General features: G+C 68.8%; 26 protein-coding genes and 1 pseudogene. 10 read left to right on the top strand and 17 right to left on the bottom strand.

Translation table 11 applies throughout. The annotated features are described in order from the left end of the window. The first annotated feature begins 118 nt into the window (after positions 1-118). Entirely contained in the window at positions 119-841 is a 723-nt protein-coding gene (locus tag IEW13_RS12095) for a hypothetical protein (RefSeq protein WP_188551185.1), read from the top strand. Positions 842-911: 70 nt separating this feature from the next. Here IEW13_RS12095 and IEW13_RS12100 read toward each other — a convergent pair whose 3' ends face one another. From IEW13_RS12100 to IEW13_RS12125, 5 genes are all read right to left on the bottom strand, one after another. Then, positions 912-1,232: a helix-turn-helix domain-containing protein gene (locus IEW13_RS12100; protein WP_229745131.1), complete on the bottom strand. Its 321-nt coding sequence runs from the start codon at positions 1,230-1,232 to the stop codon at positions 912-914. Between the two features lie 398 nt (positions 1,233-1,630). Then, positions 1,631-2,887, bottom strand: coding sequence for an exonuclease domain-containing protein (locus tag IEW13_RS12105; protein WP_229745146.1), 1,257 nt, complete (start codon positions 2,885-2,887; stop codon positions 1,631-1,633). Beyond that, positions 2,887-3,150, bottom strand: coding sequence for a hypothetical protein (locus IEW13_RS17510; RefSeq protein WP_229745132.1), 264 nt, complete (start codon positions 3,148-3,150; stop codon positions 2,887-2,889). Before IEW13_RS17510 ends, IEW13_RS12105 begins: the two co-directional genes overlap by 1 nt. Positions 3,151-3,606: 456 nt before the next feature. Next, on the bottom strand, positions 3,607-3,969 hold the full coding sequence (locus IEW13_RS12120) for a nuclear transport factor 2 family protein (protein ID WP_188551188.1): 363 nt from the start codon (positions 3,967-3,969) through the stop codon (positions 3,607-3,609). Between the two features lie 117 nt (positions 3,970-4,086). Continuing rightward, positions 4,087-4,953 (bottom strand): AraC family transcriptional regulator, encoded by an 867-nt coding sequence (locus tag IEW13_RS12125; protein WP_188551189.1) that lies wholly within the window; start codon positions 4,951-4,953, stop codon positions 4,087-4,089. A 468-nt stretch (positions 4,954-5,421) separates the two neighbouring features. Between IEW13_RS12125 and IEW13_RS12130 the strand changes: the two genes are divergently transcribed. From IEW13_RS12130 to IEW13_RS12160, 8 genes and pseudogenes are all read left to right on the top strand, one after another. Continuing rightward, entirely contained in the window at positions 5,422-5,967 is a 546-nt protein-coding gene (locus IEW13_RS12130; RefSeq protein WP_188551190.1) for a hypothetical protein, read from the top strand. 232 nt (positions 5,968-6,199) lie between these two features. Beyond that, on the top strand, positions 6,200-6,601 hold the full coding sequence (locus IEW13_RS12135; RefSeq protein WP_188551191.1) for a hypothetical protein: 402 nt from the start codon (positions 6,200-6,202) through the stop codon (positions 6,599-6,601). A gap of 82 nt (positions 6,602-6,683) precedes the next feature. Continuing rightward, on the top strand, positions 6,684-8,108 hold the full coding sequence (locus IEW13_RS12140) for an amino acid permease (RefSeq protein WP_229745133.1): 1,425 nt from the start codon (positions 6,684-6,686) through the stop codon (positions 8,106-8,108). Positions 8,109-8,208: 100 nt separating this feature from the next. After that, complete coding sequence (locus IEW13_RS12145) at positions 8,209-8,925, top strand: class I SAM-dependent methyltransferase (protein ID WP_188551192.1); 717 nt, start codon at positions 8,209-8,211, stop codon at positions 8,923-8,925. 142 nt (positions 8,926-9,067) lie between these two features. Further along, a pseudogene (locus IEW13_RS17515) lies at positions 9,068-9,474 on the top strand (DUF1016 N-terminal domain-containing protein); the annotation flags it as partial. A 30-nt stretch (positions 9,475-9,504) separates the two neighbouring features. After that, a complete protein-coding gene (locus tag IEW13_RS17520) occupies positions 9,505-10,113 on the top strand; it encodes a PDDEXK nuclease domain-containing protein (protein WP_229745147.1) in 609 nt (202 codons plus the stop codon). A 70-nt stretch (positions 10,114-10,183) separates the two neighbouring features. After that, on the top strand, positions 10,184-11,119 hold the full coding sequence (locus tag IEW13_RS12155) for an alpha/beta fold hydrolase (RefSeq protein ID WP_188551193.1): 936 nt from the start codon (positions 10,184-10,186) through the stop codon (positions 11,117-11,119). Then, positions 11,116-12,225, top strand: a complete 1,110-nt coding sequence (locus tag IEW13_RS12160) for a glycosyltransferase family 4 protein (protein ID WP_188551194.1) — start codon at positions 11,116-11,118, stop codon at positions 12,223-12,225. Before IEW13_RS12155 ends, IEW13_RS12160 begins: the two co-directional genes overlap by 4 nt. 12 nt (positions 12,226-12,237) lie before the next feature. On the opposite strand, the gene IEW13_RS12165 is transcribed toward IEW13_RS12160, so the two are convergent. The 12 genes from IEW13_RS12165 to IEW13_RS12220 all read right to left on the bottom strand — a co-directional run bounded on the left by IEW13_RS12165 (position 12,238) and on the right by IEW13_RS12220 (position 24,263). Next, positions 12,238-12,885 (bottom strand): histidine phosphatase family protein, encoded by a 648-nt coding sequence (locus IEW13_RS12165; RefSeq protein ID WP_188551195.1) that lies wholly within the window; start codon positions 12,883-12,885, stop codon positions 12,238-12,240. Next, the gene (gene rsfS / locus IEW13_RS12170) at positions 12,878-13,303 is read right to left on the bottom strand and encodes a ribosome silencing factor (protein ID WP_188551196.1); all 426 of its coding nucleotides are present in this window, start codon (positions 13,301-13,303) and stop codon (positions 12,878-12,880) included. The genes IEW13_RS12165 and rsfS overlap by 8 nt, the downstream gene beginning before the upstream one ends. A gap of 52 nt (positions 13,304-13,355) precedes the next feature. Beyond that, positions 13,356-14,468, bottom strand: a complete 1,113-nt coding sequence (locus IEW13_RS12175; protein ID WP_188551197.1) for a hypothetical protein — start codon at positions 14,466-14,468, stop codon at positions 13,356-13,358. A 478-nt stretch (positions 14,469-14,946) separates the two neighbouring features. After that, positions 14,947-15,558 (bottom strand): nicotinate-nucleotide adenylyltransferase, encoded by a 612-nt coding sequence (gene nadD, locus IEW13_RS12180; RefSeq protein WP_268235205.1) that lies wholly within the window; start codon positions 15,556-15,558, stop codon positions 14,947-14,949. Between the two features lie 17 nt (positions 15,559-15,575). Further along, positions 15,576-15,737, bottom strand: coding sequence for a hypothetical protein (locus IEW13_RS12185; RefSeq protein WP_188551199.1), 162 nt, complete (start codon positions 15,735-15,737; stop codon positions 15,576-15,578). A 160-nt stretch (positions 15,738-15,897) separates the two neighbouring features. Continuing rightward, positions 15,898-17,205: a glutamate-5-semialdehyde dehydrogenase gene (locus tag IEW13_RS12190; protein ID WP_188551200.1), complete on the bottom strand. Its 1,308-nt coding sequence runs from the start codon at positions 17,203-17,205 to the stop codon at positions 15,898-15,900. Positions 17,206-17,237: 32 nt separating this feature from the next. Then, positions 17,238-18,371, bottom strand: a complete 1,134-nt coding sequence (gene proB / locus IEW13_RS12195) for a glutamate 5-kinase (RefSeq protein ID WP_188551201.1) — start codon at positions 18,369-18,371, stop codon at positions 17,238-17,240. Continuing rightward, complete coding sequence (obgE, locus tag IEW13_RS12200) at positions 18,368-19,945, bottom strand: GTPase ObgE (RefSeq protein WP_188551202.1); 1,578 nt, start codon at positions 19,943-19,945, stop codon at positions 18,368-18,370. Before obgE ends, proB begins: the two co-directional genes overlap by 4 nt. 179 nt (positions 19,946-20,124) lie before the next feature. Next, complete coding sequence (gene rpmA, locus IEW13_RS12205) at positions 20,125-20,376, bottom strand: 50S ribosomal protein L27 (protein ID WP_188551203.1); 252 nt, start codon at positions 20,374-20,376, stop codon at positions 20,125-20,127. 39 nt (positions 20,377-20,415) lie between these two features. Next, the gene (gene rplU, locus IEW13_RS12210; protein WP_188551286.1) at positions 20,416-20,724 is read right to left on the bottom strand and encodes a 50S ribosomal protein L21; all 309 of its coding nucleotides are present in this window, start codon (positions 20,722-20,724) and stop codon (positions 20,416-20,418) included. A 219-nt stretch (positions 20,725-20,943) separates the two neighbouring features. Next, complete coding sequence (locus IEW13_RS12215; RefSeq protein WP_188551287.1) at positions 20,944-21,264, bottom strand: chorismate mutase; 321 nt, start codon at positions 21,262-21,264, stop codon at positions 20,944-20,946. Between the two features lie 29 nt (positions 21,265-21,293). Beyond that, positions 21,294-24,263 carry an Rne/Rng family ribonuclease gene (locus tag IEW13_RS12220; RefSeq protein ID WP_373283574.1) on the bottom strand — a complete coding sequence of 990 codons (2,970 nt, stop codon included), beginning with the start codon at positions 24,261-24,263 and terminating at the stop codon, positions 21,294-21,296. A 345-nt stretch (positions 24,264-24,608) separates the two neighbouring features. Between IEW13_RS12220 and IEW13_RS12225 the strand changes: the two genes are divergently transcribed. Continuing rightward, positions 24,609-25,286 (top strand): vitamin K epoxide reductase family protein, encoded by a 678-nt coding sequence (locus IEW13_RS12225; RefSeq protein ID WP_229745134.1) that lies wholly within the window; start codon positions 24,609-24,611, stop codon positions 25,284-25,286. Positions 25,287-25,289 lie beyond the last annotated feature (3 nt).

Here is a 25,289-nt window from a genome sequence, read left to right on the forward strand (position 1 = left end):
GTCACACCAGTCTTCCTCCCGCTAAGGGCGGGCGCTAGTGCAACTCACATAACTACTGGACCGAATCTAGGGGGTCACTCCAACCACACCCAGGCAACTTCTCTACTACGAGATCGACATGGCCTTACAGGCCCGTCTCGGACGGCCAACCAATGTGACGGCGCCTCGCGTCTTCGGGCGTGGCATCGCTCACCTGACCGCTGGCGGCGTCCGCAACTCAACGAGACCGACCGATGAGCGGGCCGCCTCCGAGGACAAGACCAGCGACATCCGAGCCCCGATCGACCGCCAGTTCGAAGAGCTACTGCTGCGCGCAGGTCCAAGCACTCACGCGCGCGTGGGCCTCCCGCTCGACCTAATCAATTGGGGTGACTTGTTCGTACAGCACGAAGCCAGCGTCGCTGAAGACATCGCGCGCCGGAAGATTCCGCGTGCTGAGTTGCTTCCGGCGGTCATCCACTCGGACTTCAACGACATCGCCCCGACCATCCGTGATCGAGTCACGGCTGCAAGCATCAGCGCCACGGAAGTGGCCGAGTCCTTGGGCGGAGTTGGTCTTCTCCAGATCGTTGAGTCTCTCCCAACCCGACAGGTGACGAACGCGCTGCGGGTGAGCAAGCACCTCCATCCGCGTCCACATCAGAAGTGGAAGGCGAACGACTTCATCGATGTCGTCCAACTACCCGTTCCCGCTGTCTACTGCGACGTGGTGTTCACCGAGCAACAGTGGGTGCGTGCCCTGACCCGCAATAAGGACGACAAGCTCGATGAGCGTTTCGATACCAAGCTGATCTTCGAACCTGAGCAGTTGGTCGAGGTGCTGGTCGCCGCGAGCCTGTGACTGCGAAGGCGACGGCCCGGCCCGTCGATGGGTGCGACGAGTGATTACGACACCGAGCACGAGGGCTGGTTCATACGGATTGGCGGCGCCCGCTGGGGCGAATCTCGACGCCCTCCACGGCCAGCGCGCGTCGGACTGCCTGCTGGCTGACCCCGAACCGCAGTCCAACCTCCATCAGGCTCAGCCCTCCGGCATACAGCTCGACCGCTTCGGCGAGGTGGGACTCATCGAGACCGCGCCTGCGGATCCGGACCGAGCGGCGGACCAGATGTGCAGCAGCCGTTCGGCGGTGCACGCCGAACCGCTCACCCAGCTCCACCAGCGTCGCACCCGCCTCGTAGAGGGCCACTAGCTCGTCCACCTGCGCCGGGCTCAGGAAGGTTTGAGTCATCCCAACTGCGCGCACCATCCGCCCCCGCGAGTCCACCACAGACGGCTCCAGAGGCCTCCGATCCCGCCGGTAGACCCCCCGCGACCTGCGAGAAGCCACTGTTTTCAAGGCTGGGCAAGGGTTCTCGAACTCTCTACGGAGGTCCACAATTTCAGACCTACTAGAACACCTGGCACCGGTCGAATCCGGTGCTGGTGCGAGGGCGACGAAGGGCTCAGTGAGTCGGATCGTCGCTCTTTCGTCTTCGCTGTGAGGTTACCGGGCACAGCGACTGACCCGCACCTGCGCACCAGATAGAAATGGCCAAGGCTTTCACCAGGCGGCGATCTTCTGCTTTAGGCCCCCTCAGAGGTCAGCGCCCGAGGATGACCGCTTTCCCAACATCCACTGAGCGGAGATCACCGGCGCCCGTACATCTCCTCATATGACGGAGCTGCTGGGCGCTGGATATTTGCTTGATCCCACGCTCGTTTGGCCGCGCGCTTGAGGGAGGACGCACAGCGGTCTCCACAGATGTGGCGCTCGTAGAGAAGCCAGTAGAGCCTGTCTGCCAGTGCACCGCCGCACCGAATACAAGGATCTCCTGGTGCTGCCCTGCCGCCGGGGTGCCGCAGCGCGGCCCTTATCCACGCGTTGTACCCCACATATCGGGCTGCTGCTTCCCGGGCCTGGTCCAGCACGTAGGCAGGAAGCCAGTGCGATGCCCGAGGGACTCTCTGTTCACGGGTGGCCTCTTCCAGGGCTTCGCGGGTGACCTCGATCCGGTCGAGAAAGTCCTGCTCGGTGAGAATCTCAAGGGGCTGCCCGGCCTCAGCGAGAAGTCGAGCCTTCTGAAGCTTGCGGGAGATCTCTGCACCTGGTCGTAGTGCTCGCGGGTCGAAGTCTCCGCTGACCACCAAAGTAGTGGTTTTCGTGACCCCGCTTTGGCTCTTCGCGCCCAAGGACTGCACCAGAGCCTGCGCTTCTGCTCGCTTCAAGGTCTGGAGGGTCCCGGTGAAGACGACCTGTTCGCCGGCCAAAGGCTCAACAGTCGATAATCCGCTGAAGTCACCGGGGGCTCTCCTCCCGGACATGCTCTTTGCAGCCTGTGCAGCACCCGCTCTGAAAAGCTCTTCCAGTGTGCTGCTGCCAGTCCTGCGAGCAAGGGCTGTGATGATGCGGGCGCACTGGAGCGCGTCTTCTTCAGCGGTGTGGTGCTCGAAATTCGGTAGCTCCAGGAAGTTTGAGACCGCTGGGAGGCGATATGAGGCCAGCGTGAGCAGGTTGCGGGAGATGATCTCCGAGTCGTACCAGGGGTTTTCCACCGGCTCGAGGTCGTAGATCATAGTGGCTTGCCCAATTGCTGAGGCGTCGAACCCGCTGTGGGCGACAAGAGCGTCTTCCCCGGCGAAGGCCAATAGCTCGGCATAGACCTGGTCCCATTCGGGTGCTTCAGCCACGTCTGCCGGACGAATCTGATGCACACCCATATTCCGCTCGTGGAACTCTGCCAGCTCCGCATGCGGGCGCACCAGCGACGACCAGATTTCGACTACCTCACCGTCTCGGACCCGGGCTGCACCGACCGAGCAGATGGAGGCACGCTGGGAATTGGCTGTCTCAACATCAACAGCGGTGAAGTTCAGCCCCCCGATCCTTGGCGACAACGTCTGCATCACTGCCCTTCCAGGTTCAGCTCCGGCAGGGAGCGGGTGAGGTGGAGTTCGTGGATCATGGTGAAGATCTGCGCGGCTTTGGTGCCAGCACCGTTGACGAAGATCCGCCAAAGCCGGGTTCGACGATGCCAGCCGGCAACCCGCTCATCGAGGCGAGGAGCGCGACGTTCGACGGTTTCGTCGTCCCACCCAGCACGTTCGACTGCCCAGTGCAGCAGATCGGGGGCAACCTCAACGCGCACGGCCACCCCGATCACCTCCACTCAGTCGCCAGTTGACACGCTGCCTTCACTGAGATTCTACGGCGCGGGACCGACACAGCAGCCGGCGACGAGCCGCACAGCGTGGGGATGGAGCGCCAGTAGCCGGCACTCCAGAGCCCCTTGCGCCGGCTACATGTCTCAGCAGTGCTGGCAGAGCGGGCACCCGTACACTGCGAGGCCGGGGTAAGCAGCTACGGCCGTCACCGGGTTCCAGGGCTGCGCCGCGTCGCGGGGAACTCGCGCAACTGGCCGGGGTCTCGAAGACCTATCTGACCCGGCTGGAACAGGGCCAGTCACAAAACGCCTCTGATGCTGTGATCGTTGCCCTCGCCCGCCCTCTTCAGCTCGCGCCACTGAACAGGCGCACCTGTTCACGCTCGCTCACGCCGTACCGGCAAAGCGCTGCCGCGCCAGGTGCCGGCAGCCGTTTTTCCCGACAAGGCGATGACAAACTCGCTACGGGATCGGCGTCTGCTGGTAGGACGCCAGCCTCCACTCGTCCCCGGCCTTCACATAGACACTGGACATCCACGCCTCGAACGCAGGCTCGGCGTCACCCCGCCAGGCCTTTCCACGGTAGACGAGGACGGCAGCGTCGTCGCTGCTATGGACGAGACGCTCCTCGGAAATCTCGTACGAGCTCCACGGCGGCGCATCGTTCAACGAAGCGACGACCTGATCACGGTCGAGCACGAAGCCATGGGCCAGGGTCATGACGCCTTCGTCGGTCATCATCTTCCCGTAGAAATCTGCTCCTGCGCTGTTGCACAGGGACTTCCACCCTTGATGCTCCAGCTCCAGCAGTTCGGTGAGGTCCATAACGCCACCCTAGACGCAATGCGGTAGCCCGCCCAGGGTTCTTTCGGCGCCAGGTGCCGACGGCCGTGTGTGCCGCCGGGACTCATGCCCCCCCGGCGGCGCGCGACCGTCACAGAATCAGCCGTCCTTCTCCACGGGCATCCAGAGTTCACAGCTCGCCTCAGCCCCGGTGAAGCTCAGGTAGCGCAGCAGAGTCGGGCCGGGACGCAACCGCCAGGGGTTGGAGGGGAACCAGTCGGTGGCCGTCGCCGCCCATAGCTTCTGCAACGCCTCCGGATGCGGGCCCTGCGAGGAGAATACCGCCCAGTCACCTGACTCCACGGTGATCGAGTCCAGCCCGGCAGGGACCTCAGTGCCTTCGGAAAGCGCGACGCCGTGCATATAGGTCAGCAGGGACCCCTCCGCGGCGTCGGGATCCGAGCCGTAGGTGACCGCCAGGATGCCGGCGGGTTCGCCGTCGTTGAGCTGCTTGAGCCGAAGGTTCTGCTCGTCCGTGATGGACGCGACGTGCTTCTGGATGTGAGGGTTCACACCCTCGTAAATCAGCGGAACCTCGACGGCGTGGCCTGCGAGGACGAGTTCGGGTTTCGCGGTGATGGTGACGTCCATCGGGACATTCCCTTCTACGCTCAGGCGGAACCTGAGCGTGGATTGCGTACGGAGAGGACCGCCGTCGCGCCGCACCGTGGCCGGGCTGGCGCCGTGCACTGAATGGAATGCCCGCCCGAAAGCCTCGGCGGAGCCGTAACCGTACTTCATGGCGACATCGAGCAGTCGGTCTCCCCCGTGGGTGAGATCGGCTGCGGCCAGTGTCATCCGGCGGCGGCGCACGTACTCCGAGAGCGGCATCCCGGCCAGTGCTGAGAACATCCGGCGCAGGTGGTACTCGGTGGTCGCATGCCGCCGGGCGAAACCGGCCCAGTCGATCTCCTCGGTGAGTTCCTCCTCCACGGCGGCGACCAGGGCGTTGAGTGTGCGGATCATGCGGTCCTCCTTACGCATCCCATCCTCGGCGCCGGAGGGACCCTCCGGCCCGACAATCCAGGACGCCTTCGATCAGCCTGGCTCCGGCCCGCTCAGGTGTCCCGTAGTCATTCGGCCTACTTCGGGCCCGGTGCCTCGCAGATGCTCTTCTGCTACGAGATCCTGGGCCATGATTTCACCGATGCCATAGCCGGTCACCACGGGTTCCACTCGGACCCGCAGCCCGCCGATGGCATCCGGGACCTCTCCCTGCGCCCCCGGCTGGTCTCCTGCATCGCCTGGCCGATGATGCCCTGGTCGGTGACGCCGGCAGCGACGGGGCAGCCAGCCTCGCCGATCTCTTCGGCCGCCGCCTGGCCACCTTCTCGCTTGGAAGGACTCCCTCAGCGCCTGACACGAGGATCCGCGGTCCGACTCTCGCCCGCTGCCTTAGAGTGGACAGCGGACGCCGACGATTCACGGGGACGTATGCTGACGGATTTTGTGCGGGACCATGCCTTCACGATCGCCTGGTTCGGGCTGATGGCGTTCGTCTGGTTCGGCTGGGGTCAAGAGGATCCGCCTCGCAGCTGGCGCTGGAAACTGGGCCTGGGCTCGGCCGCCGGGGCAGCATTGGCGGGGGGCTTCGGGTTCTCCGTCGCCCGGCACTGGGACAGCGGCTCCGCCCTGGAGGGCCGGTACGAATGGTTCGGCCTCCTCGTGCTGGCCGAGGTGCTCGCCGCTGCGGCGGGGGCGGTATATCTCATCAGGAAGAAGCGCTCTCGCTGGATCGCGTGGTGGGTGGGCCTCGTCGTCGCGCTTCACTTCGTCCCCCTGGCGCTCCTGCTGGCGGACCTCTCGCTGGTACTGCTCGGGGCCATCCAGACGGCCGGCCTGCTCCTGCTCGTGCGTCCGCTGCGGCATCAGAAACAGGCGACCAGCCGCCTGGTGGGGCCGCTCATGGGCCTCACGCTCCTGGCGTTCGGACTGGTGTCCGCCATGCTCTTCATCGCTGGCGAAGGAAGTCCTTGGTAGCTAAAGACCGGTTCTGCTGCACAGGCCAGCCCGGTACGCTGACGATATGAGCACCCCTCCCCCATGGGAACCCCCGCACAGCTCTGATCGCGGAGCAATGCCGCTCCCGCCGCCCCCGCCCGGGTATCCGGCGAAGCCCTCCCCCGCTCACCCCAATGCCGCGGTTCCGGGTAACAATCCACGCCGGCCGCCCTTCCCCGCCAGCATCTCCCAGGACGGGAGACTGCCATGGGTGTTCGGGCTGCTCTCGTTCATCGGCCTCCCGTTCCTGTCCCTGCTGGCCCCGGGCATCACCATGATCGTCCTGGGACTCCGTCAGCGGCGGAAGAACCCTGTCGCGGCGCATCTCGGACGCAGGGCGGCGATCTTCGGGGCCGTCAACACCGGGATCGTCGTGCTCTATCTCCTGGTGCTGTTCGTCGCCAGCTCCATCTACGACGGCGGTGTCCGCTTCGAGGACAACCCCGTGCTGATCGCGGGATTCGCCATCCCCGTGGCCATCTACATCGTCGCCGTCGGACCGTTGCTGAACCTGGTCCTGGCGATCATCGCGCTGGCGCGGCCGGTGAGCCAGGAGAAGGCCGACAAGATCCTGAACCGGGCACACCCCGGGCCAGCCACGATGACCGGATGACGACCCCGCCGGAACCAGCTTCCGCCGGGCATCCCGCCGGGCCGGGTGCACCCGTCCGCTAGAGGGCAGGTACCCTTGGCGGGTGAATTCCCGCACTCGCACCGCTTCCGCAGAGCGTTCCGCCGGCACGCTGGAACGCGCCCTCACCCCCGGCCAGATGGCGATGATCGCCATGGGCTCGGCCCTCGGCACCGGTCTGTTCCTCGGCGCCGGCGCGGCGATCGGAGTCGCCGGACCCGGCGTCATCGTCACCTTCGCGATCGGCTCCCTCATCGCCGCGTGCATCGCCGCATGCATGGGCGAGATGGCCTCCCGCCATCCGGTGCGCGGCGGCTTCGGGACCCTCGCCTCACATTTCCTCCACCCGTTCTGGGGCTACCTCGCCCGCTGGTGCTACTGGTTCGTCACCGTCGCCGTGACCGGCTCCGAACTCGTCGCAGTGGCGACCTACCTGACCTTCTGGTGGCCGCAGTTCCCGCTGTGGCTCGGCATCGCCCTCTTCGCCGCGCTCATCCTCACCCTCAATCTCATCAGCGTGAAGAGCTTCGGCATCGTCGAGTTCGCGCTCTCGTCCATCAAGGTCATCGCCGTGGCCGCGTTCATCGTCATCGGCTTCCTGCTCATCTTCTTCGGACTGCCCGGCCAGAGCCCGGCGGGGGTGGGCAACCTCGTCGCGGACGGCGGTTTCCTGCCCGGTGGTGCCACCGCGGTATGGATCGCCCTGTCGATCGTGATGTTCTCCTTCGGCGGTATCGAGCTCATCTCCGTGGCCGCCGCGGAGGCCAGGAACCCGGGCCCCTCGGTACGCACCGCGGCGAAGACGATCATGATCAGGCTCGCGTTCTTCTACGTCGTCGCGGTGGCGATCATCGTCTGCCTGGTGCCATGGCGGACCGCGGCAGGTGGCGAGGACGTCACCCACAGCCCCTTCGTCATGGTCTTCGACCTCATCGGCATCCCCGCCGCCGGCGTGACGAACTTCATCGTGCTCATCGCCGCCCTCTCCGCGGCCAACGCGAACCTCTACGCCGGCGGCCGCCTGCTGCATGCCCTCTCGGCCGAACGGATGGCTCCGGCACCGCTCGCCCGCACCAGTCGCGGCCAGGTGCCGGTGGCGGCGACGCTCGCCTCGACCGGAGGCATCGCGGCCGCCGCCGCCATGGCGGCCAGCGGGGTCGGCAATGTCTTCCTCATCATGATCTCCATCGTGACCTTCGTGGTCCTGGTGGTGTGGGGCCTGATCCTGGTGACCTACATCGCGTACTGGCGCAGGCGGGAACAGGCCGCCCCCTTCACCGTCCCCGGCGGGCCCGTCGTCGCGGCGACCGGACTCGTCGGCATCGCCGCGGTCTTCGCCACCGTCGCCGTCGTACCGGACATGCAGCTCGCAGCAGCGGTCGGCCTGCCGTTCATCGCCGTCCTCTCACTGGCGTACTGGCTGGGCGTCCGGCACCGCATCGACCCTGCTGAGACCGCCCGCGCCCTCGCGGAAGCCGAACAGGCCTGATCCGTTACAGCTCAGCTGAGAGAGTTTGCCTTTCGCGCAAGACGATTGCCTTTCCACCCTCCCAGCAGACAGGATCGAGGGGACCAGGAGGAGGCACCCCATGAGCGCCGACGGCGACCACCAGCACCATGCCGGGCACCCGGAGACCGACAGCCAGCCGGAAGCCGGCGGGCATGACTTCGACCGGGAGTACTGGCGCCGGCAATGGCGGCCAGACTCCCCCGGCGCCGCCATGGCCGTCGCTCCTCCCCATCCGTGCGTACAGACCGAAACGGCCGGGCTCACACCCGGCACGGCCCTGGACGCCGGCTGCGGCGCCGGCGCGGAGTCCATCCTGCTGGCCGAGAACGGCTGGCGCGTCACCGGCGTGGACATCTCTGCCGAAGCGCTGGCCCATGCCCGCCGCCGCGCGGAGGCCGCCGGGACCGGCGAGAGCGTCGACTGGGTGGAAGCGGACCTGACCTCCTGGGAGCCTCAGGACCACTACGATCTGGTGCTCAGCTGCTACGCCCACCCGGCGATGCCGCAACTCGACTTCTACGCCCGGCTCAGCGGCTGGGTCCGGGCAGGCGGCACCCTGCTCATCGTCGGGCACCTGACCGGCTCGGGGCACGGCGAGACACACGAAGACCACGACGGACCCGGCCATGCGCAACCGCCCCGGGAAGCGACCACCCTGGCGGCGGACATCGCCGGTCTCCTGGACGAGCGGTGGAGCATCGTCACCGCCGCGCACCGCCCGCGCACCCTGACCCTCCCCGGCGATCGCATTGCCCGGCTGGAGGACGTCATCGTGCGCGCCACCCGCATCGCCTAAGCGCCGGGCGCCGTCAACGCCTAAGCGCCGTCAATGCCTCGCCAGGGTGAACGTCAACGGTGGCACGCCAGCGGGACATGTCCGTCCCTCCGGCTAGGTTGAGCCACAGCAGTAGATTCCGACCTGAGCGAAGGTGACTTCCATGGCTGACCAGACACCGTCACTGACTCCGCCGCCGGAAGGCTACGCCTACTGGCTGGCTGACCTGAAGAGTGAGATCTACGCGGCCCAGCAGCGGGCAGCGTTCGCCGTGAACCAAGAACTGGTGCACCTGTACTGGCAGATCGGCCATCGGTTGCACGAACAACTCCAGAAGCAGGGTGGGGCACCAAGGTAGTGAAAAAGCTGGCCCACGATCTCCGCACGACGTTCCCCGATATGAAAGGCTTCTCCTACACGAATCTGAACTACATGCTCGCCTTCGCTCGTGCATGGCCGGACTCCAATTATCCAACCGTCGTTGGAAAATTGCCCTGGAGCCACAACCTGGTCCTGCTCACCAAGCTCAAGGACACCGAGACGCGGCTCTGGTATGCCGCCAAAGCGATTGAGAACGGCTGGTCGCGCAACGTCCTCGCGATGCAGATCGACACCGCCGCCCACACACGCCTGGGTGCTGCCACCACCAACTTCTCCGATGTGCTGCCGAAACCGGATTCCGATCTGGCCGTCCAGTCACTGAAAGACCCCTACAAACTCGATTTCCTGGGCCTCGGCGACGCCGCGCACGAGCGGGAAATCGAGCGCGCGCTGGTGGAGCACGTCGAAGAGTTCCTGCTGGAGCTCGGGGCCGGATTCGCCTTCGTCGGACGCGAGGTCCACATGCAGGTGGGCGGGGACGACTTCTTCATCGATCTGCTGTTCTATCACGTGAGGCTGCACCGCTATGTGGTCATCGAAGTGAAGAAAGGCAAGTTCAAGCCAGAACACCTAGGTCAGCTACGGTTCTATCTGGCTGCCATCGACGGTGAGATGGCAACGGAAGGCGACGCGCCCACCATCGGGCTGCTGCTGTGCCAGACCAAGAACGAGGTGGTCGCCGAATACGCCCTGCGGGATGAGAACAAACCCCTCGGCGTGGCCGAGTATCAGCTCACCGAATCGCTGCCGGAGAACCTGAAGACCAACCTCCCGACCATCGAGCAGATCGAGCGTGAGTTCGAGAACCCCGGCCGGTCCGGCGACTAGCGCCTGCTCCGAAGTGCCCGGCAGTCCGAAGGCCGGAACACCGCCCCGGCCCGATAGTCTTGGACTCATCATGAGTGCAGTTCCCGGCGCCTCCCGCGAGGACATCGACGCGCGCATCGGCGGCCACGAGCTGCGCATCGCACTGTGGCGGCATCCGGCCCGGCGCCGCTCCTCCCCCGGCGCCCCGGCGCCCGCAGCGCTCCTGGTCCACGGCTTCCGCGGCGACCACCACGGCATGGACGCCATCGCGCGAGCCACCTACCGCACCGAACTGATCGTCCCCGATCTGCCGGGCTTCGGCGCCACGCCGGCGCTGCCGGTGCCGCACACCCTGGACAGTTACGTGGACGCCATCCGCGCCGTACTCGCCGTCCTGCCTGCCAGTCGTCCCATCCTCCTGGTCGGCCACTCCTTCGGCTCCATCGTCGCCGCGCACCTGGCCGCCGCGGACCTGGCCTCCCCAGCCGGCCGCGGCGGCCCCGCGCTGGGATCACTGCTGCTCATCAACCCTATCTCCACGCCGGCCCTGGCCGGCCCGAACCGCCTCATGACCGGGCTGACCCGGCTCTACTACCGGGCCGGGAGCACCCTGCCCGAAGCCGCCGCCACGCGGCTGCTGACCCACCCGGCGATCGTGCGGGCCATGAGCATCGTCATGGCCACCACGAAGGACCGGGGCCTCCGCCGCTACATCCACGACCAGCACGCCCGCCACTTCTCCTCGTTCACCGGACGACAGGCCCTCCAGCAGGCGTTTGAGGTGTCGACCCGGCACACCGTCAGCGAGGTCGCCGCGGCCCTGCGGCTGCCCACCACCGTGCTCGCCGGGGACCGGGACGCCATCGCACCCCTGGAAGGCCAGCGCGCCCTGTGCCAGCTGCTCCCCGCCGGTGCCCTGCGGATCGCTCCCGGCGTGGGACACCTGATCCACTACGAGGCGCCGGCGCTGACGGGGAGAGTCATCGACGAACTCGCCGCGGCGCTGCCTGAGGACGTGAGTCCATGAGGCTGATCTACGACGCCAGGTTCACCCGGACGCAGTTCCACGACGGGATCTCCCGTTACGGCTCCTATCTGCTGGGGTCGGCGCTGCAGCAGGCGCCGGCCCGCGGCATCGAGCTGACCGCAGTGATCTCCGATCCGGCGCAACTGCGCCTGCTCCCGCCGGATCTGCCGCATCTGAAGCTTTCCTCCCCCGTCTCGGTGCGGGAGCCGCTCATCGTGGCGGAACTGAACCGCCTGGGCGCCGATGTCGTCTTCTCGCCCATGCAGGTCCTGGGCGTGGGCTCCCCTCTGCGCCGCCGCTACCGGCTCATCCTGACCCTGCATGATCTGATCTACTACGACCACCCCGAACCGCCGCACGACCTCCCCCAGGCGCTGCGGCTGGCCTGGCGCGCCTATCACAGCGCCTACTGGCCCCAGCGCGTCCTGCTGGACCGGGCCGATGCCGTGGCCGCGGTCAGCCACACCACGGCGGATCTGATCGCCCGGCACCGGCTGACCCGCCGCCCGGTCCACGTCATTCCCAACGCCGCCACGCCTCCTGCCGAGCCGCCTGGCCGAACGCCGGGCCATGCCGCCCGGAGTCTGGTCTACATGGGTGCCTTCCTGCCCTACAAGAACGTGGAGACGCTGGTGCGGGCCCTGCAGCAGCTGCCCGGATACACGCTCCACATCCTCTCCCGCATCGCCCCCGAACGTGAGGCGCAGCTGGCCGCCCTGGCGCCCGCCCAGGCCCAGGTGGTGTTCCATCGCGGAGTCAGCGACGAGGAGTATCACCGGCTGATCGACGGGGCGACGGCGCTCGTGACCGCCTCCCGCGCCGAAGGGTTCGGCCTGCCGGTGGTCGAGGCCATGGCTCGCGGCTGCCCGGTGGCGGTCAGCGATCTGCCGATCTTCCGCGAACTCGCCGGCGACGCCGCGCAGTACTTCGACCCGGATTCCCCCGCAGACGTGGCCAGGGCGATCCGGCGGCTGGAGGATGCCACCTCCTGGGCCCGGGCCGCCGCGCGCGGGCGCGAGGAAGCGCTCACCTATTCCTGGGACAGCTCGGCTGCGGCGCTGCTCGACCTCGCCGAGCAGTTGCACCGGGACCGGCTTCAGTTCTAGCGCAGAACGAGGTCAGGCCCGGCAGTTCCAGGACCGCAGCATCCAGGCGCCATCGCTGCGCCGTTCCTCCAACGCACCCCATGCGGCGTTCCCCAGCACGCCGAGTCGCGCGGGATCCGGCAACTCCAGCAGCTCTGCCGCCGCCGCGCGCAGCACCCCGGCGTGGGCGACCACGACGAGCGCTCCGGTGCCCTCATCGCGGGCCTGCCGGGCGTGCCGCCGGATCGCGGCGGCCACGCGCCTGCCGGAGGCCTCCCGGCTCTCCCCGCCGTGGCTGGCGTCGTCGTCTCCCGCCTCCCAGGCGGCGAAGTCCTCGGGCCAGCGGCGTGCCACGTCGGCCCGGGTGAGCCCCTCCCAATCGCCGTAGGAGAGCTCCCGGAGGTCGGCATCGGCCTCCACGTCCACGCCCAGCAGGCCGGCGAGGGCAGCGGCGGTGTCCCTGGCGCGAACCAGATCGGAGGAGGCGATGCGGGCATGCTCCAGTCTCAGCTGGGCGCGGATCGCCGCCGCCGCGGCAGCGGCCTGCGCCTGGCCGGTGGCCGTCAGAACGCTGTCGGACTGCCCCTGGAACCGGCCGGAGACGTTGTAATCGGTCTGCCCGTGACGCCACAGGACGAGCCGCAGCGGTCCTAAGGAGGGCACGATGGGTTCCTCAGTCACCCGCGCCACCGGGGCGCTCCGGCCCGGTGTCGCCCGACTCGCCTGAGCCCTCGGCGACCGCCTGGGAGACGTCCACCGTCGGGCTGTCGTTCCACAACCGCTCGATACCGTAGAACTCACGGTCCTCGGCGTGGAACACGTGGACCACGATGGCGTTGAAATCCAGCAGCACCCATCGGGAGGCGCCCTGTCCCTCACGGCGGATCCGCTTGACGCCGTGTTCCTTCAGCAGCGCTTCCTCCACGGCGTCCACGATCGCCCCGACCTGCCGTTCATTGGATGCGGACACCAGCAGGAAGATGTCCGTCAGCGCCAGCTGCCTGCTGACGTCGAGGGCGACGATGTTCTCGCCCAGCTTCTCCGCCGCGGCTTTCGCCGCCGTGCGGGCCAGGACGATGGAGGTGTCGATCTCGGTCACGCGGGCTGTTTCCTTATCTGTGGGGATATCTGCGAGGGCGATGGAGCGGTCGTCAGAGCATGAACAGTGCGGCGATGCCGAAGCCGATGGCGATCAGCACGAAGGCGCCCAGCGCGTACACCGGGACGCGCGAGCCGGTGCGGCCCACGGCCAGGGTCTCGTCCAGCGGCTCCGCACGGCGCGCGGCCACCGGCGGGGCCGGCGGGTTGCGCAGTTCGCTGGCATCGTGCTCGGAATCGTCGTGCACGCGCAGGGAGCCGGTGGACGCCTGCATCTCGCCGATGTCGATGGCACCGGAGACCACGCCGATGCCGGCCGTGGACGGCGGCGTCACGACGGGCGCCTTGCGGCGGGAGCGGCGGCTCGGCGGCGCATCTGGCTTCGGCGCGCCGGGTTCAGGAGATTCCGGCCTGGACCCCGTGTCCAGCGCGGTTCCCTTCAAGCTGAAGGACTCCGGCGCCGGCGACTGATGCCGGGCCAGCGCGTCCTGCACGGCGGAAGCGCCGATGAGGCCCTCAAGGGAGCTCTCACCGTCCTTGCGGCGCCGTTCCGCCTCTCGCCGGGCGCGCCGGCTCAGGGTCGCGGCAGAGGCCTCCTGCGTGCCGCTCTCCCGCCGGCGGCGCAGCACATCCCGCTGGGCCGCCCGTTCCAGCGGGGAGACATCCTCCGCCGCAGACTCAGATCCAGCTGCGGCTGCGGGATCCCCGCCAGGCTCGGCAGGTGATGCGACATCCAGGGCACCCGCCGGCGCCGTCACGGAACCGGGCCGGTCATGCTGCGCGGGCGAGTGCTCCGCCGCGGCCTTCCCGGGCTCCCCCGGCCGGCGTTCCGGAGCGCTGCCGGGACCGAGGCCGCCATCCCCCGGCACGGGCGCTGGAGGATGCCCGGGCGAGTTCGTGGGCGTGGGCGGGACCGCTGGCGGAGCCGGGGCGAGTGCAGCATCGGGTGCATGCGGTGGCTGGGAAGACCGCGCGTGTTCCTGGTCCTGATCGGCATCGGCCTGCTGCGCTTGTTCGGCTTGGCGGGCGCGCAGCCAGGCGCGGCGCTCGGCCCTGGTCGCGAAGACCGGCATCGCCTCGGCCGGGTCGCCGGAGCCGGCCGCAGGGGCGACCTCGGGCGCGGCCTGCGCCCCGGGGACATCGCCTGCAGCCGGGACGGTCCGCACGGGTGCAGTCTCCGTCGGCGTTTCCCCGGATACGGGCGCCTCCCGCGGTGCGGGTGCACCGGGCAGTTCCGGTTCTTCCCGCGGCGCAGGCACGTGCTGCTGCGCGTCCCGGGCTGCCGGAGCTGTGCTCACCGGCGTTTCCAGACCAGGGCTCACGGACCTCTCCGTAGCCGGTGTGACGGCAGCCGGCGGCGATGCGGGCTTCTGCGGCACGGGGCGAGCCTCGCTGACGGAGTCCGTCACCGGGGCGTCCGGCTCCGTCGCCGGCCGGGAAGGCCGCGACGGGGCCTGCTGGGCAGCCGGCGCGGCCGGGCGCGTGGGAGCCGCGGCAGGCGGCGGAGGCGTCTCAGGGGAGGAGGAAGGCACGGGCGGCGCGGTCTCGGGCGCGGAGCGGGCGCGGGATCGCTGTTCCCAGTTCTGTTCCTGAAGGCGCAGCTCGGCTTCCCGGCGTTGCCGCCGGGTGGCGAACCTTCCTTCCTCAGCCATCCTCACTCCTATACAACTCGTGCTTGGCGATGTGCTGCACGACCCCGTCGGGGACGAGGTACCAGACCGGCAGTCCCTCCTGCACCCGCCGGCGGCAGTCCGTCGACGAGATCGCCAGCGCCGGCACCTCCAGCAGGCTGACCTTCCCGGTGGGAAGCCCGGTCGAGCTGAGCTCGTGCCCGGGACGGGTCACCCCCACGAAGTGCGCCAGGGAGAACATCTCGTCGACATTCTTCCACGTGAGGATCTGCGAGAGGGCGTCTGCGCCGGTGATGAAGAACAGCTCGACCCCGTCGCCGTACTCGGCGCGCAGATCGCGGAGCGTGTCGATCGTGTACGTCGCGCCCGGCCGGTCCACATCCACCCTGCTGACGAAGAACCTCGGATTCGACGCGGTCGCGATGACCGTCATCAGATAACGGTTCTCCGCGCTCGTGACCATCCGGTGGGATTTCTGCCAGGGCTGGCCGGTGGGGACGAACACCACGCTGTCGAGATCGAAGCGCGCCGCCACTTCACTGGCCGCGACCAGGTGCCCGTTGTGGATCGGGTCGAAAGTGCCGCCCATCACTCCGATGCGGCGTCTGGGGGTGTCCGGCTCCACGCTGGTGAAGACGTGCTTCAGTGGCGGTGCGCGATGCCGTTGAACGCCAGGGTGAAGAAGAGCATCGCCATCAGGGAGACGAAGGCGATGACACCGATCCACACCGGGTCGATCGGCAGCTCGTTGACGATGTGGTGCTCCTCCGCGGCGACGGCGGCCAGCAGGATGGACGACTTCATGCGTTTCCTTTCCTCATGCGCGGGCGCCGTCGGCACTCGCGCGTGGCACGGGCGTGCCCCCTCGGCATGCAGGGGGCGATCCTCTCAAGTATCGCAGATCCGGCAGGCGTGATGTGGCACGACGCCGGCACCGTGCGATGCCGCACGGCGCCGGCCCGCCTCAGGAGCGGATCTGCCCCTCCCCGATCATGATCCATTTGGTCGTGGTCAGATCGCGCAAGCCCATCGGGCCGCGGGAATGCAGCTTCTGCGTGGAGATCCCCACCTCGGCGCCGAGGCCGAACTGGCCTCCGTCCGTGAACCGGGTGGACACGTTCACGCCGACCGCCGCGGCGTCGACCGCCTGGATGAAGGTCTCGGCGCTGGTGAGGTCGTTGGTGACGATCACCTCGGTGTGGCCGCTGGAGTAGGCGCCGATGTGCTCGATGGCCTCCTCCAGGTCCCCGACGACGGCGACCGCGATTTCCAGCCCCAGGTATTCCTTGGCCCAGTCGCGGCGGGTGACCCGCCGCACCTTGACGCCGGCCGGGGCGAGTTCGCTGACGGTCTGGTCGCCGTGGATGACGACGTCCGCGGCGGCGAGGGCCTCGAGCACCTTCGGCAGCACCCGCCGCGCTGCCTTCTCGTGCACCAGCAGGGTCTCCAGCGCATTGCAGACGCTGGGCCGCTGGGTCTTGGAGTTGAGCACGAGATCCACGGACTGGGAGACCTTGGCGGAGGCGTCCAGGAACATGTGGACGTTCCCGACGCCGGTCTCGATCACCGGGACCAGGGAGTTCTGCACGACATGCGCGATCAGATCGGCGCCGCCACGCGGGATGAGCAGGTCGACGTAGTCGCGGGCCTGCATCAGGACGTCGGCGCCGTCCCGGCCGTACTGGTCGATGCCCTGCACCACGTCCGCGGGGAAGCCCTGGGCCTCCAGGGTGCGCTGCATGATCTCCAGGGTCACGGTGTTCGTCTCGCGGGCGGCGGAACCGCCGCGCAGGATCACCGCGTTGCCGCTCTTGAGCGCCAGCGCCGCGATGTCCACCGTGACATTCGGGCGGGCCTCGTAGATCGCGCCGATCACGCCCATCGGCACCCGCTTGCGGGTCAGCCGGATGCCGTTGGGAAGCATGTTCCCGGAGACGATCTCCCCGACCGGGTCCGGCAGCGCGATGATCTCGCGTACCCCCGCCGCGATGCCTTCGATCCGCTCCGGGGTCAGTCGCAGCCGGTCCAGCAGGGAGGCCTGCATGCCGCCGGCTTCCTCCCGTTCGACGTCCTTGGCGTTGGCCGACAGGATGCTGTCCTGCTGCGCGAGGAGGGCATCGGCGATGCCCGCCAGCGCCGCGTCCTTGCTGGCCGTGTCCGCGGCGGCGAGAGGCCGGGCGGCCTCCGCGGCCTGACGGGCGATGCGGTTGACGCCCCGGACGATCTTGGGGTCGATGTCTCCGGTATCGGGCGTGAGCACTGCGGGTGTCATAGCTCTCCAGGATAGCGGTTCGGGGCTTGGCTCTAGACCGGCTGAGCCTTCATATGCTGGTCGATGACGATCAGGTCGTTGCGGTGCACCACTTCACGGGCGTACGAGCCGCCGAGACGGTCGCCGATCTCGCCCGTGGAGCGGCCGAGCATCGCCGGGAGCTCCGCGGAGGAGTAGCGCACCAGGCCGCGGGCGATGGGCCGGCCGTCGGGGGCCTGGATGTCCACCGGGTCGCCGGCGTCGAACTCGCCCTCCAGGCGGGTCACGCCGACGGCCAGCAGGGACTTCCCGCGCCGGATGAGCGCTTCGGCGGCGCCGGCGTCGACGCGCAGCGCGCCCTCCGGTTCGGCCAGATGCGCCAGCCACAGCAGCCGGGTGGACCGCCGCCGGTGAGTCACCGTGAACACGGTGCCCACGTCCTCACCGGAGAGCACGCGGCCGATGTTCGACAGCGAGGTCACCACGGCGGGGATGCCGGAGTCGGCGGCGATGGAGGCCGCGTGCACCTTGGTCGCCATGCCTCCGGTGCCGACGCCCGAGCCGACGCCGCCGACCCGGACCTCGTCGAGGTCGGAGGGAGCCCCGACCAGGTCGATCCGCTCGGCGCCGGGCTCCCCGGGGGGAGCCGTGTACAGGGCGTCCACATCGGAGAGCAGCACCAGGGCGTCGGCATGGGAGAGGTGCGCTACGAGAGCGGCGAGCCGGTCGTTGTCCCCGAAGCGGATCTCCTGCGTGGCGACAGTGTCGTTCTCGTTGACGATCGGGAACATCCCCAGCGCGAGCAACCGCTCGATGGCCTGCTGCGCATTGCGGTAGTGCGTCCGCCGGGCCAGGTCGTCGGCGCTGAGCAGCACCTGCGCCGGGGTGATGCCGTGGCGGGCGAGGATCTGCGCGTAGGCGGCCATCAGCAGGCTCTGCCCGACGCTGGCGGCCGCCTGCTGGGTGGGCAGATCGCGCGGTCTGGCAGGGATGCCCATCGGGCCCAGACCGGCTGCGATCGCACCGGAGGAGACGAGGATGACCTCGCGTCCGGCGGCGCGGTGGGCGGCGAGGGCGTCGACGAGGGCCGTGAGCGGCGCCGGGTCGATGCCACCGGCCGGGGAGGTGATCGAGGAGGACCCGACCTTCACCACGAGCCGGCGAGCACCGGGCACGAAACCGCTCATGACCGGTCCTCCTGGCCTGCCCGCCCGGCACCGCGGCCGCCTGCGGCCTCCCTCGCGCGGCGCTCCGCCAGCCGCTCTTGCTCGAATTCCTCGCGGGTGGCGGCCTTGGCGTCCATCCGCTCGTGGAACGCTTCCTTGCGCTCCTTGCGGGTGGGCCGGTGGCCCTCCTCCAGGCGGAGGTCGGAGCCGCGGCCGCCGAGCAGCTCGGCGCCGCCGACCATGGTCGGATCCCAGTCGAACACGACGCCGTCGCCGGGACCGATGACCACCGCGGAACCGGGCACGGCACCGGCGTTGAACAGTGCCTCCTCGACTCCCAGGCGCTCCAGCCGGTCGGCCAGATAGCCGACCGCCTCGTCGTTGCTGAAATCCGTCTGCCGGACCCAGCGCTCCGGCTTCTCCCCCAGGATCCGGAAGACCTCGCCCTCGCCGGTCAGCTCCTTGACCACGCGGAAGCCGGTGTCGTCCACGGCGACCGGGCGCAGGACGACGCGAGGCTTGTTGGCCTCGGCCTGCGCGCGGCGGTCGCGTTCGGCCTGGACGAGCTCGGCCATCGCGAAGGACAGCGGGCGCAGACCTTCCCGGGAGGCGGCGGAGACCTCGAAGACGCGGTAGCCCTTGGCCTCGAGGTCCGGGCGGACGATCTCCGCCAGGTCCTTGCCGTCGGGCACGTCCACCTTGTTCAGGGCGACGAGCGTGGGCCGCTGGTCCAGCGGAAGGAGATCGGAGGTCCCCGCGGTGCCGTCACGGCCGATCTCCACCGCGTAGGCCGCCAGTTCCGCTTCGATCGTCTCCAAGTCCCCGACCGGGTCGCGGCCCGGTTCGTAGGTGGCGCAGTCGATCACGTGCACCAGCGCAGCGCAGCGCTCGACGTGGCGCAGGAATTCCAGGCCCAGGCCCTTGCCCTCGCTGGCGCCGGGAATGAGCCCGGGCACGTCGGCGACCGTGTAGCGCACGTCTCCGGCCTGGACCACCCCGAGGTTCGGCACGAGCGTGGTGAAGGGATAGTCGGCGATCTTGGGACGCGCCGCGGAGAGCGCGGCGATGAGGCTGGACTTCCCGGCGGAGGGGAAGCCGATGAGCGCCACATCGGCGACGGTCTTGATCTCCAGGACCAGGTCCCGTGCCTCGCCCGGCTCGCCGAGCAGCGCGAAGCCCGGGGCTTTGCGCTTGGGCGTGGCCAGCGCAGCGTTGCCGAGGCCGCCCCGGCCGCCGCGGGCGGCGACGAAACGGGTGCCCTCGCCGATCAGATCGGCCAGGACCTCCCCGTCCGGCGTTTTCACGACGGTGCCGTCGGGCACCGGGAGGATGAGGTCCTCACCATCGGCGCCGTGACGCAGGTCGCCCTTGCCGATGCCGCCGTTCTGCGCCCGCCGATGCGGCCCGTGGTGGTATTCCAGCAGCGTCGTGGTCTGCGCCGAGACCTCCAGGATGATGCTGCCGCCGTGCCCGCCGTTGGCGCCGTCGGGCCCGCCGAGCGGCTTGAACTTCTCCCGCCGCACGGAAGCACAGCCATTGCCGCCAGCGCCTGCGGCGATGTGCAGGGTGACGCGATCGACGAACTGGGTGGCCACGGATGGCTCCTCACGGATTGCTGGGGGCGAAGACCATTCTATGGTCACGAAGGTCGCGGTGTACCCGGTCCATGTATGCACGAACCGGCCCGCGGATTCACGCGGCGGTACGAGAAAAGGGGCGCCGCCGGCCTGAAGCCGGCTCGCCCCTTCTCTCGTGCCACCGTGCGGCTGGGTGATCAGCCGGCGACGATGTTGACGACCTTCCGGCCGCGCTTGGCCCCGAACTCCACCGTCCCGGCGGAGAGGGCGAAGAGGGTGTCGTCCCCGCCGCGGCCGACGTTGTCGCCCGGGTGGAAGTGCGTACCGCGCTGGCGGACGATGATCTCGCCGGCGCTGACGACCTGACCGCCGAAGCGCTTCACGCCGAGGCGCTTGGCATTGGAGTCGCGGCCGTTCCGGGTGGAGCTTGCGCCCTTCTTATGTGCCATGAGAGCTACCTGCCTTCGTTAATCCTGGTTACTGATCGCTTAGTTGATCTCAGTGATCTTCAGCCGGGTGAGCTCCTGGCGGTGCCCCTGGCGCTTCTTGTAACCGGTCTTGTTCTTGTACTTCTGGATCACGATCTTGGGTCCGCGGAGGTCGCCCAGGACCTCGGCCGACACCTTGACCTTGGAAAGCTTCTCGGCGTCAGTGGTGACGCTGTCACCGTCGACCAGGAGGACGGCAGCGAGATCGACGCTGTCACCGGCCTCGGCCTTGACTCGATTCACAGTGATGATGTCGCCGACCGAGACCTTTTCCTGACGGCCTCCGGCGCGAACGATGGCATAGACCACGCGCGAACTCACTCTCGTCATGCGCACTGCCGGGTGCAGGGCGACTTAGCTCATTTCTTCTCGGGGCGCGGACCGCCGCCCTTGACGCCTGGCGTCCATTGGAAGGCCGGTGGTGCCGCGGGCGCCTGCGACCCGTGTTCAGGGCGCAGGCACCGACTCTCTAGATTAATGACCGTGACCGGGCCGAGTCAATTCGGCCCGGTCACGGCCCGGGGTCAGCTAAGCGTCGCCGTTCTGGCGCTCTTCCGCGATCCGCTCGTGGTGATGAATCACCTCGGCGATGATGAAGTTGAGGAACTTCTCGGCGAAGGTGGGATCCAGCCGGGCGGACTCGGCCAGAGCGCGCAGTCGCTCGATCTGCTTCGCCTCCCGCTGCGGATCGGCCGGCGGGAGGGCGTGTTCCGCCTTCAGCCGGCCGACCGCGGTGGTCAGCGCGAACCGCTCGGCCAGGATGTGCACGAGCGCGGCATCAATGTTGTCGATGCTGCGTCGCAGCTGCGCGAGCGTCTCCAGAGGGTCCTGGTCGGCGCCGTGGGGCATACGGGCGTGCGGGTCGGCCGGCGCGCCCATCAGGTGTCCTGATCGCCCATGCCGAGCAGCAGCACCGGCGGGGCCGGAGTGGTCTCCTCCGCGGTCTTCTCCTCCGCTGGACGCTCCTGCGGCCGGTCCTTCTTGGCGGCCCTGGTGGCTCGGCGCGCCGGCTTCCGCGCCGGCGCCTCCTGGATCCGGGTGGTGGCGTCCATGCCGATCATGAGCGGTGCATCGGCGGCGGGTTCCTCCACCGGCGCGACCGGCGCCGCGGGAGCCTGCTGCGAGGTGGCGTCCCGGGCGTCGCCGGCGGCCTTGTCCTCGTCCTTCTCATCGGACTTGATGGTGGCCTTGGCAATGGCGGCGACCGCCTGGCGGGAGGCCTCGACTGTGGGCTTCTTCTCGTCCTGCGGCTGCTCTTCCGCCTTCTGGCTCTTGTCCTTGCCGTTCCGGTCGTTGTTCCGGTCCTTGCGGCGCTCCTTGCGGCTCTTGAACTGCTTGCCGCCGCCCTCGTTCTCCGTTCCCGGCAGCAGCAGGCCGCGGCCACTGAGGTCCTCGCCGGCTGCGGCGAAGGACTCTGCCAGGCCGGTGCCGATCCGCTTGCGGGTCATCTGGACCAGGCCAAGCGAGGTGACCTCCGCGACCTGATGCCGGGTCCGGTCGCGGCCTAGGCATTCCACCAGGCGCCGGACGACCAGGTCACGGTTGGATTCGAGCACCATGTCGATGAAATCGATCACGATGATGCCGCCGATGTCCCGGAGCCGCAGCTGCCGGATGACTTCCTCGGCCGCCTCCAGATTGTTCCTGGTGACGGTCTCCTCCAGGTTGCCCCCGGAGCCGGTGAACTTGCCGGTGTTGACGTCGATGACGGTCATGGCCTCGGTGCGGTCGATCACCAGGGAGCCGCCGGAGGGCAGATTCACCTTGCGGTTCATCGCCCGGGCGATCATCTCGTTCACGCGGTAGCGCTCGAAGACATCCTCGTCCTCGTCGTAGCGGCTCATGCGCTCGACCAGATCGGGGGCGACCGACTCCACGTACTCGGAGATCTCCTTCCACGCCTTGTCGCCCTGGACGACGAGCGCGGAGAAGTCCTCGTTGAACACATCGCGGATGATGCGCAGCGTCATATCGGGCTCGCCGTACAGCAGCTGAGGGGCGAGCACCTTCGGGGAGTCGGCCTTCTTCTGGATGCTCTCCCAGCGCTTCGTCAGCCGCTCCACGTCCTGGCGCAGATCTTCCTCGGAGGCGCCCTCGGCGGCAGTGCGCACGATCACGCCGGAGCCGGAGGGCACGACGGCCTTGAGGATCTTCTTCAGCCGGGCCCGCTCATTGTCCGGGAGCTTCCGGGAGATGCCGGTCATGGAACTGCCGGGCACGAACACCAGGAAGCGGCCCGGCAGGGAGATCTGGCTGGTGAGGCGCGCTCCCTTGTGCCCCACCGGATCCTTCGTCACCTGCACCAGCACGGGATCGCCGGAGGAGAGCGCGAGCTCGATCCGCCGCGGTTCGCCCTTGGTTCCCAGCACGTCCCAGTTGACCTCGCCGGCGTAGAGCACCGCGTTACGGCCCTTGCCGATGTCCACGAACGCCGCTTCCATGCTCGGGAGCACGTTCTGGACCTTGCCGAGGTAGACATTGCCGATGAGCGAGGCCTGCTGGCTGCTCTCGGACATGTAGTGCTCCACGCACACGTCGTCCTCGAGCACCGCGATCTGCGTGCGGCTGCCCTCCTGGCGGACGATCATCTGCCGGTCCACGGACTCGCGCCGGGCCAGGAACTCCGCTTCGGTGATGGTCTGCTTGCGCCGGCCGGCCTCGCGGCCCTCACGGCGCCGCTGGCGCTTGGCCTCCAGACGGGTGGAGCCTTTGACCAGCTGTACCTCGTCAGTGCCGGTGGCCTCACGGCGGCGGCGCCGGCGACGACGGGACCCGCCCTGTTCGTCGTCGTTCTCCCCCTGGGAGGACTCGGCGTCGGCCGTGGCGGCCTCGGCCGTCTCGGTGCGGCCCGCCGGATCGGGCTTGCCGGCAGACGCTTTGCGCCGGCTCTCCTCCTGGCGGTCGCCGGCGGGCTCGGCCTCCGGCTCAGCGTCCTGACGCTCCTCGGCCGCATGCGGCTCGCCATCGCGCTCGTCGCGGCTGCGCCGGCGACGGCCGCGACCGCCCCGACGGCGACGGCGGCGGCTCTGGTCACCGAGATCGTCGTTGTCGTCGTCCTGATCGTCACCGGCGTCGCCGGTGCCTTCCTGATCCTCCTCGGGGGCGTCCTGCTCATCGCCCTCGTCGTCGTAATCGTCGTAGTCGTCGTCCTCGGGGACGATCGCCTGCTCGGGATCGGGAGCCTGGAACAGCAGACCCACGGCGGGCTGCACCGGCGGTACCGGCGGCCGTGCCGGGATACCGTCCTCGACGTCCTCGTTCTCCTCCGTGGCCTCGCTGCCGGCGGCGCTGAAGAGGCCCGGCACCTGGAAGGGCTGCCCGGGTGCGACCGGAGCCGCTGGCGTCTGCGGGGCGTGATGCTCGGGAGCGGAGAACGGCGAGAAGGGGCTCAGCACGGGAGCCGCAGCGGCCGGGCTGTCCCCGGCAGCGGCTCCGCTGCCCTGAGAGCCGCCCTGCCGGCTGCCCCCGGTGCTGGCCTGGCGTTCTTCGCGGGCCTGGCGTTCTTCGCGGGCCTGGCGATCTTTCGGGGCGTGAGCGCTGCCGGCCGCGCCCTCATCGTCCTCCGGGCTGTCCTCACCGTCGAGCGACTCTCGCAGGAAGCCTTCGAATTCGGTACCGCGGTTGGCCTGGGCCTGCGCGGCCGGGACGCGCTCGTCCCCGGTGCGCAGCGATTCCGCCGCCGAGGCGATGTCGTCGAGTTTCGCGCGGATCTCATCGTCGAGGGCCTTCTGCGCGGCCTCCTGACGCTGCCGTTCCATCCGCTCCTTGCGAAGCTGTTCCAGGTCCAGACTCAGATCGAGTTCGTTCGCCGGTTCCTGCTTGTCCGGATTGCTCGTGCTATCGGTCAATTAAAGTCTCCAGTCCCTCCGCCGGAGCCCGCCCACACCGCGTCGTACGCATACGGGCCCCTTAGGAGGCCATCAGTGCCGGGCGTCGTCCCCCGGCTGAAAACCGTTACCGCATCCGCCTCGCTCGCGCTCACGTCGTCGGCGCGTTAAGCGTCTTATGCCGCGGATGCCGGAAGGCGCCAGTGCCTCGACGGGCCGGCTGCACCTCCGGGTTGGCCTGCGGGTGTGGAGAGCAGACCAGCCGAGACCAGTATGGCACAGCGCACCTGGGTAACCGCTGCGAAGCGCTTCGCCCGCGCGCCTTCGGCATGGTCGCGCGGGAGGGCGGCGGCTAGGATGGCGTCCGTGACCATCACCGAGAACAGCACCGCGGACGACGCCGCAGGCGGCGCTTCCGACCGGCATCAGGACGACTTGCCGAAGATCCTCCGGCCTCGGCCCCTGGGCGTGTTCCTGATCGTGGCCAGCGCCATCGGCCTGCTGGCGTCCTTCGAACTCTCGGTCGACAAGATCCGGCTGCTCCGGGATCCGGGTGCGGTGCTCAGCTGCGATTTCAACCCGCTGTTCTCCTGCAGCTCGGTGATGGGGTACCCGCAGTCGGAGCTCTTCGGGTTCCCGAACCAGTTCATCGGCCTGGTGGCCTTCGTCTTCCCGCTGCTGCTGGGCGTCCTGCTGGTCGCCGGGACGCAGGTGCCGCGCTGGGTGATGCTCGGCTTGAACATCGGGTTGCTCGGCGGCGTCGCCTTCGTGACCTTCCTGCAGTACACCTCGCTGTTCGTGATCGGCATCGGCTGCCCCTGGTGCATGGTGGTCTGGGCGGTCACCATCCCGCTGTTCGTGCTCGTCACGGCGCACAACGCGCTCGCCGGCGGCTTCGGCGCCGGCGTCCAGGGCAACGTGGTCGCCCGGGCGGTGGCGGGAATGCCGCTGAGCATCGCCGGCCTGTGGCTGTTCGGCGTGGCGATCGCCGTCGTGCTGGCGTTCTGGTCCTACTTCTCCGGCCTTCTGCTCCGCGCCTTCTGAGCC

Source organism: Sediminivirga luteola (genome assembly GCF_014639315.1).
GTDB lineage: Bacteria > Actinomycetota > Actinomycetes > Actinomycetales > Brevibacteriaceae > Sediminivirga > Sediminivirga luteola.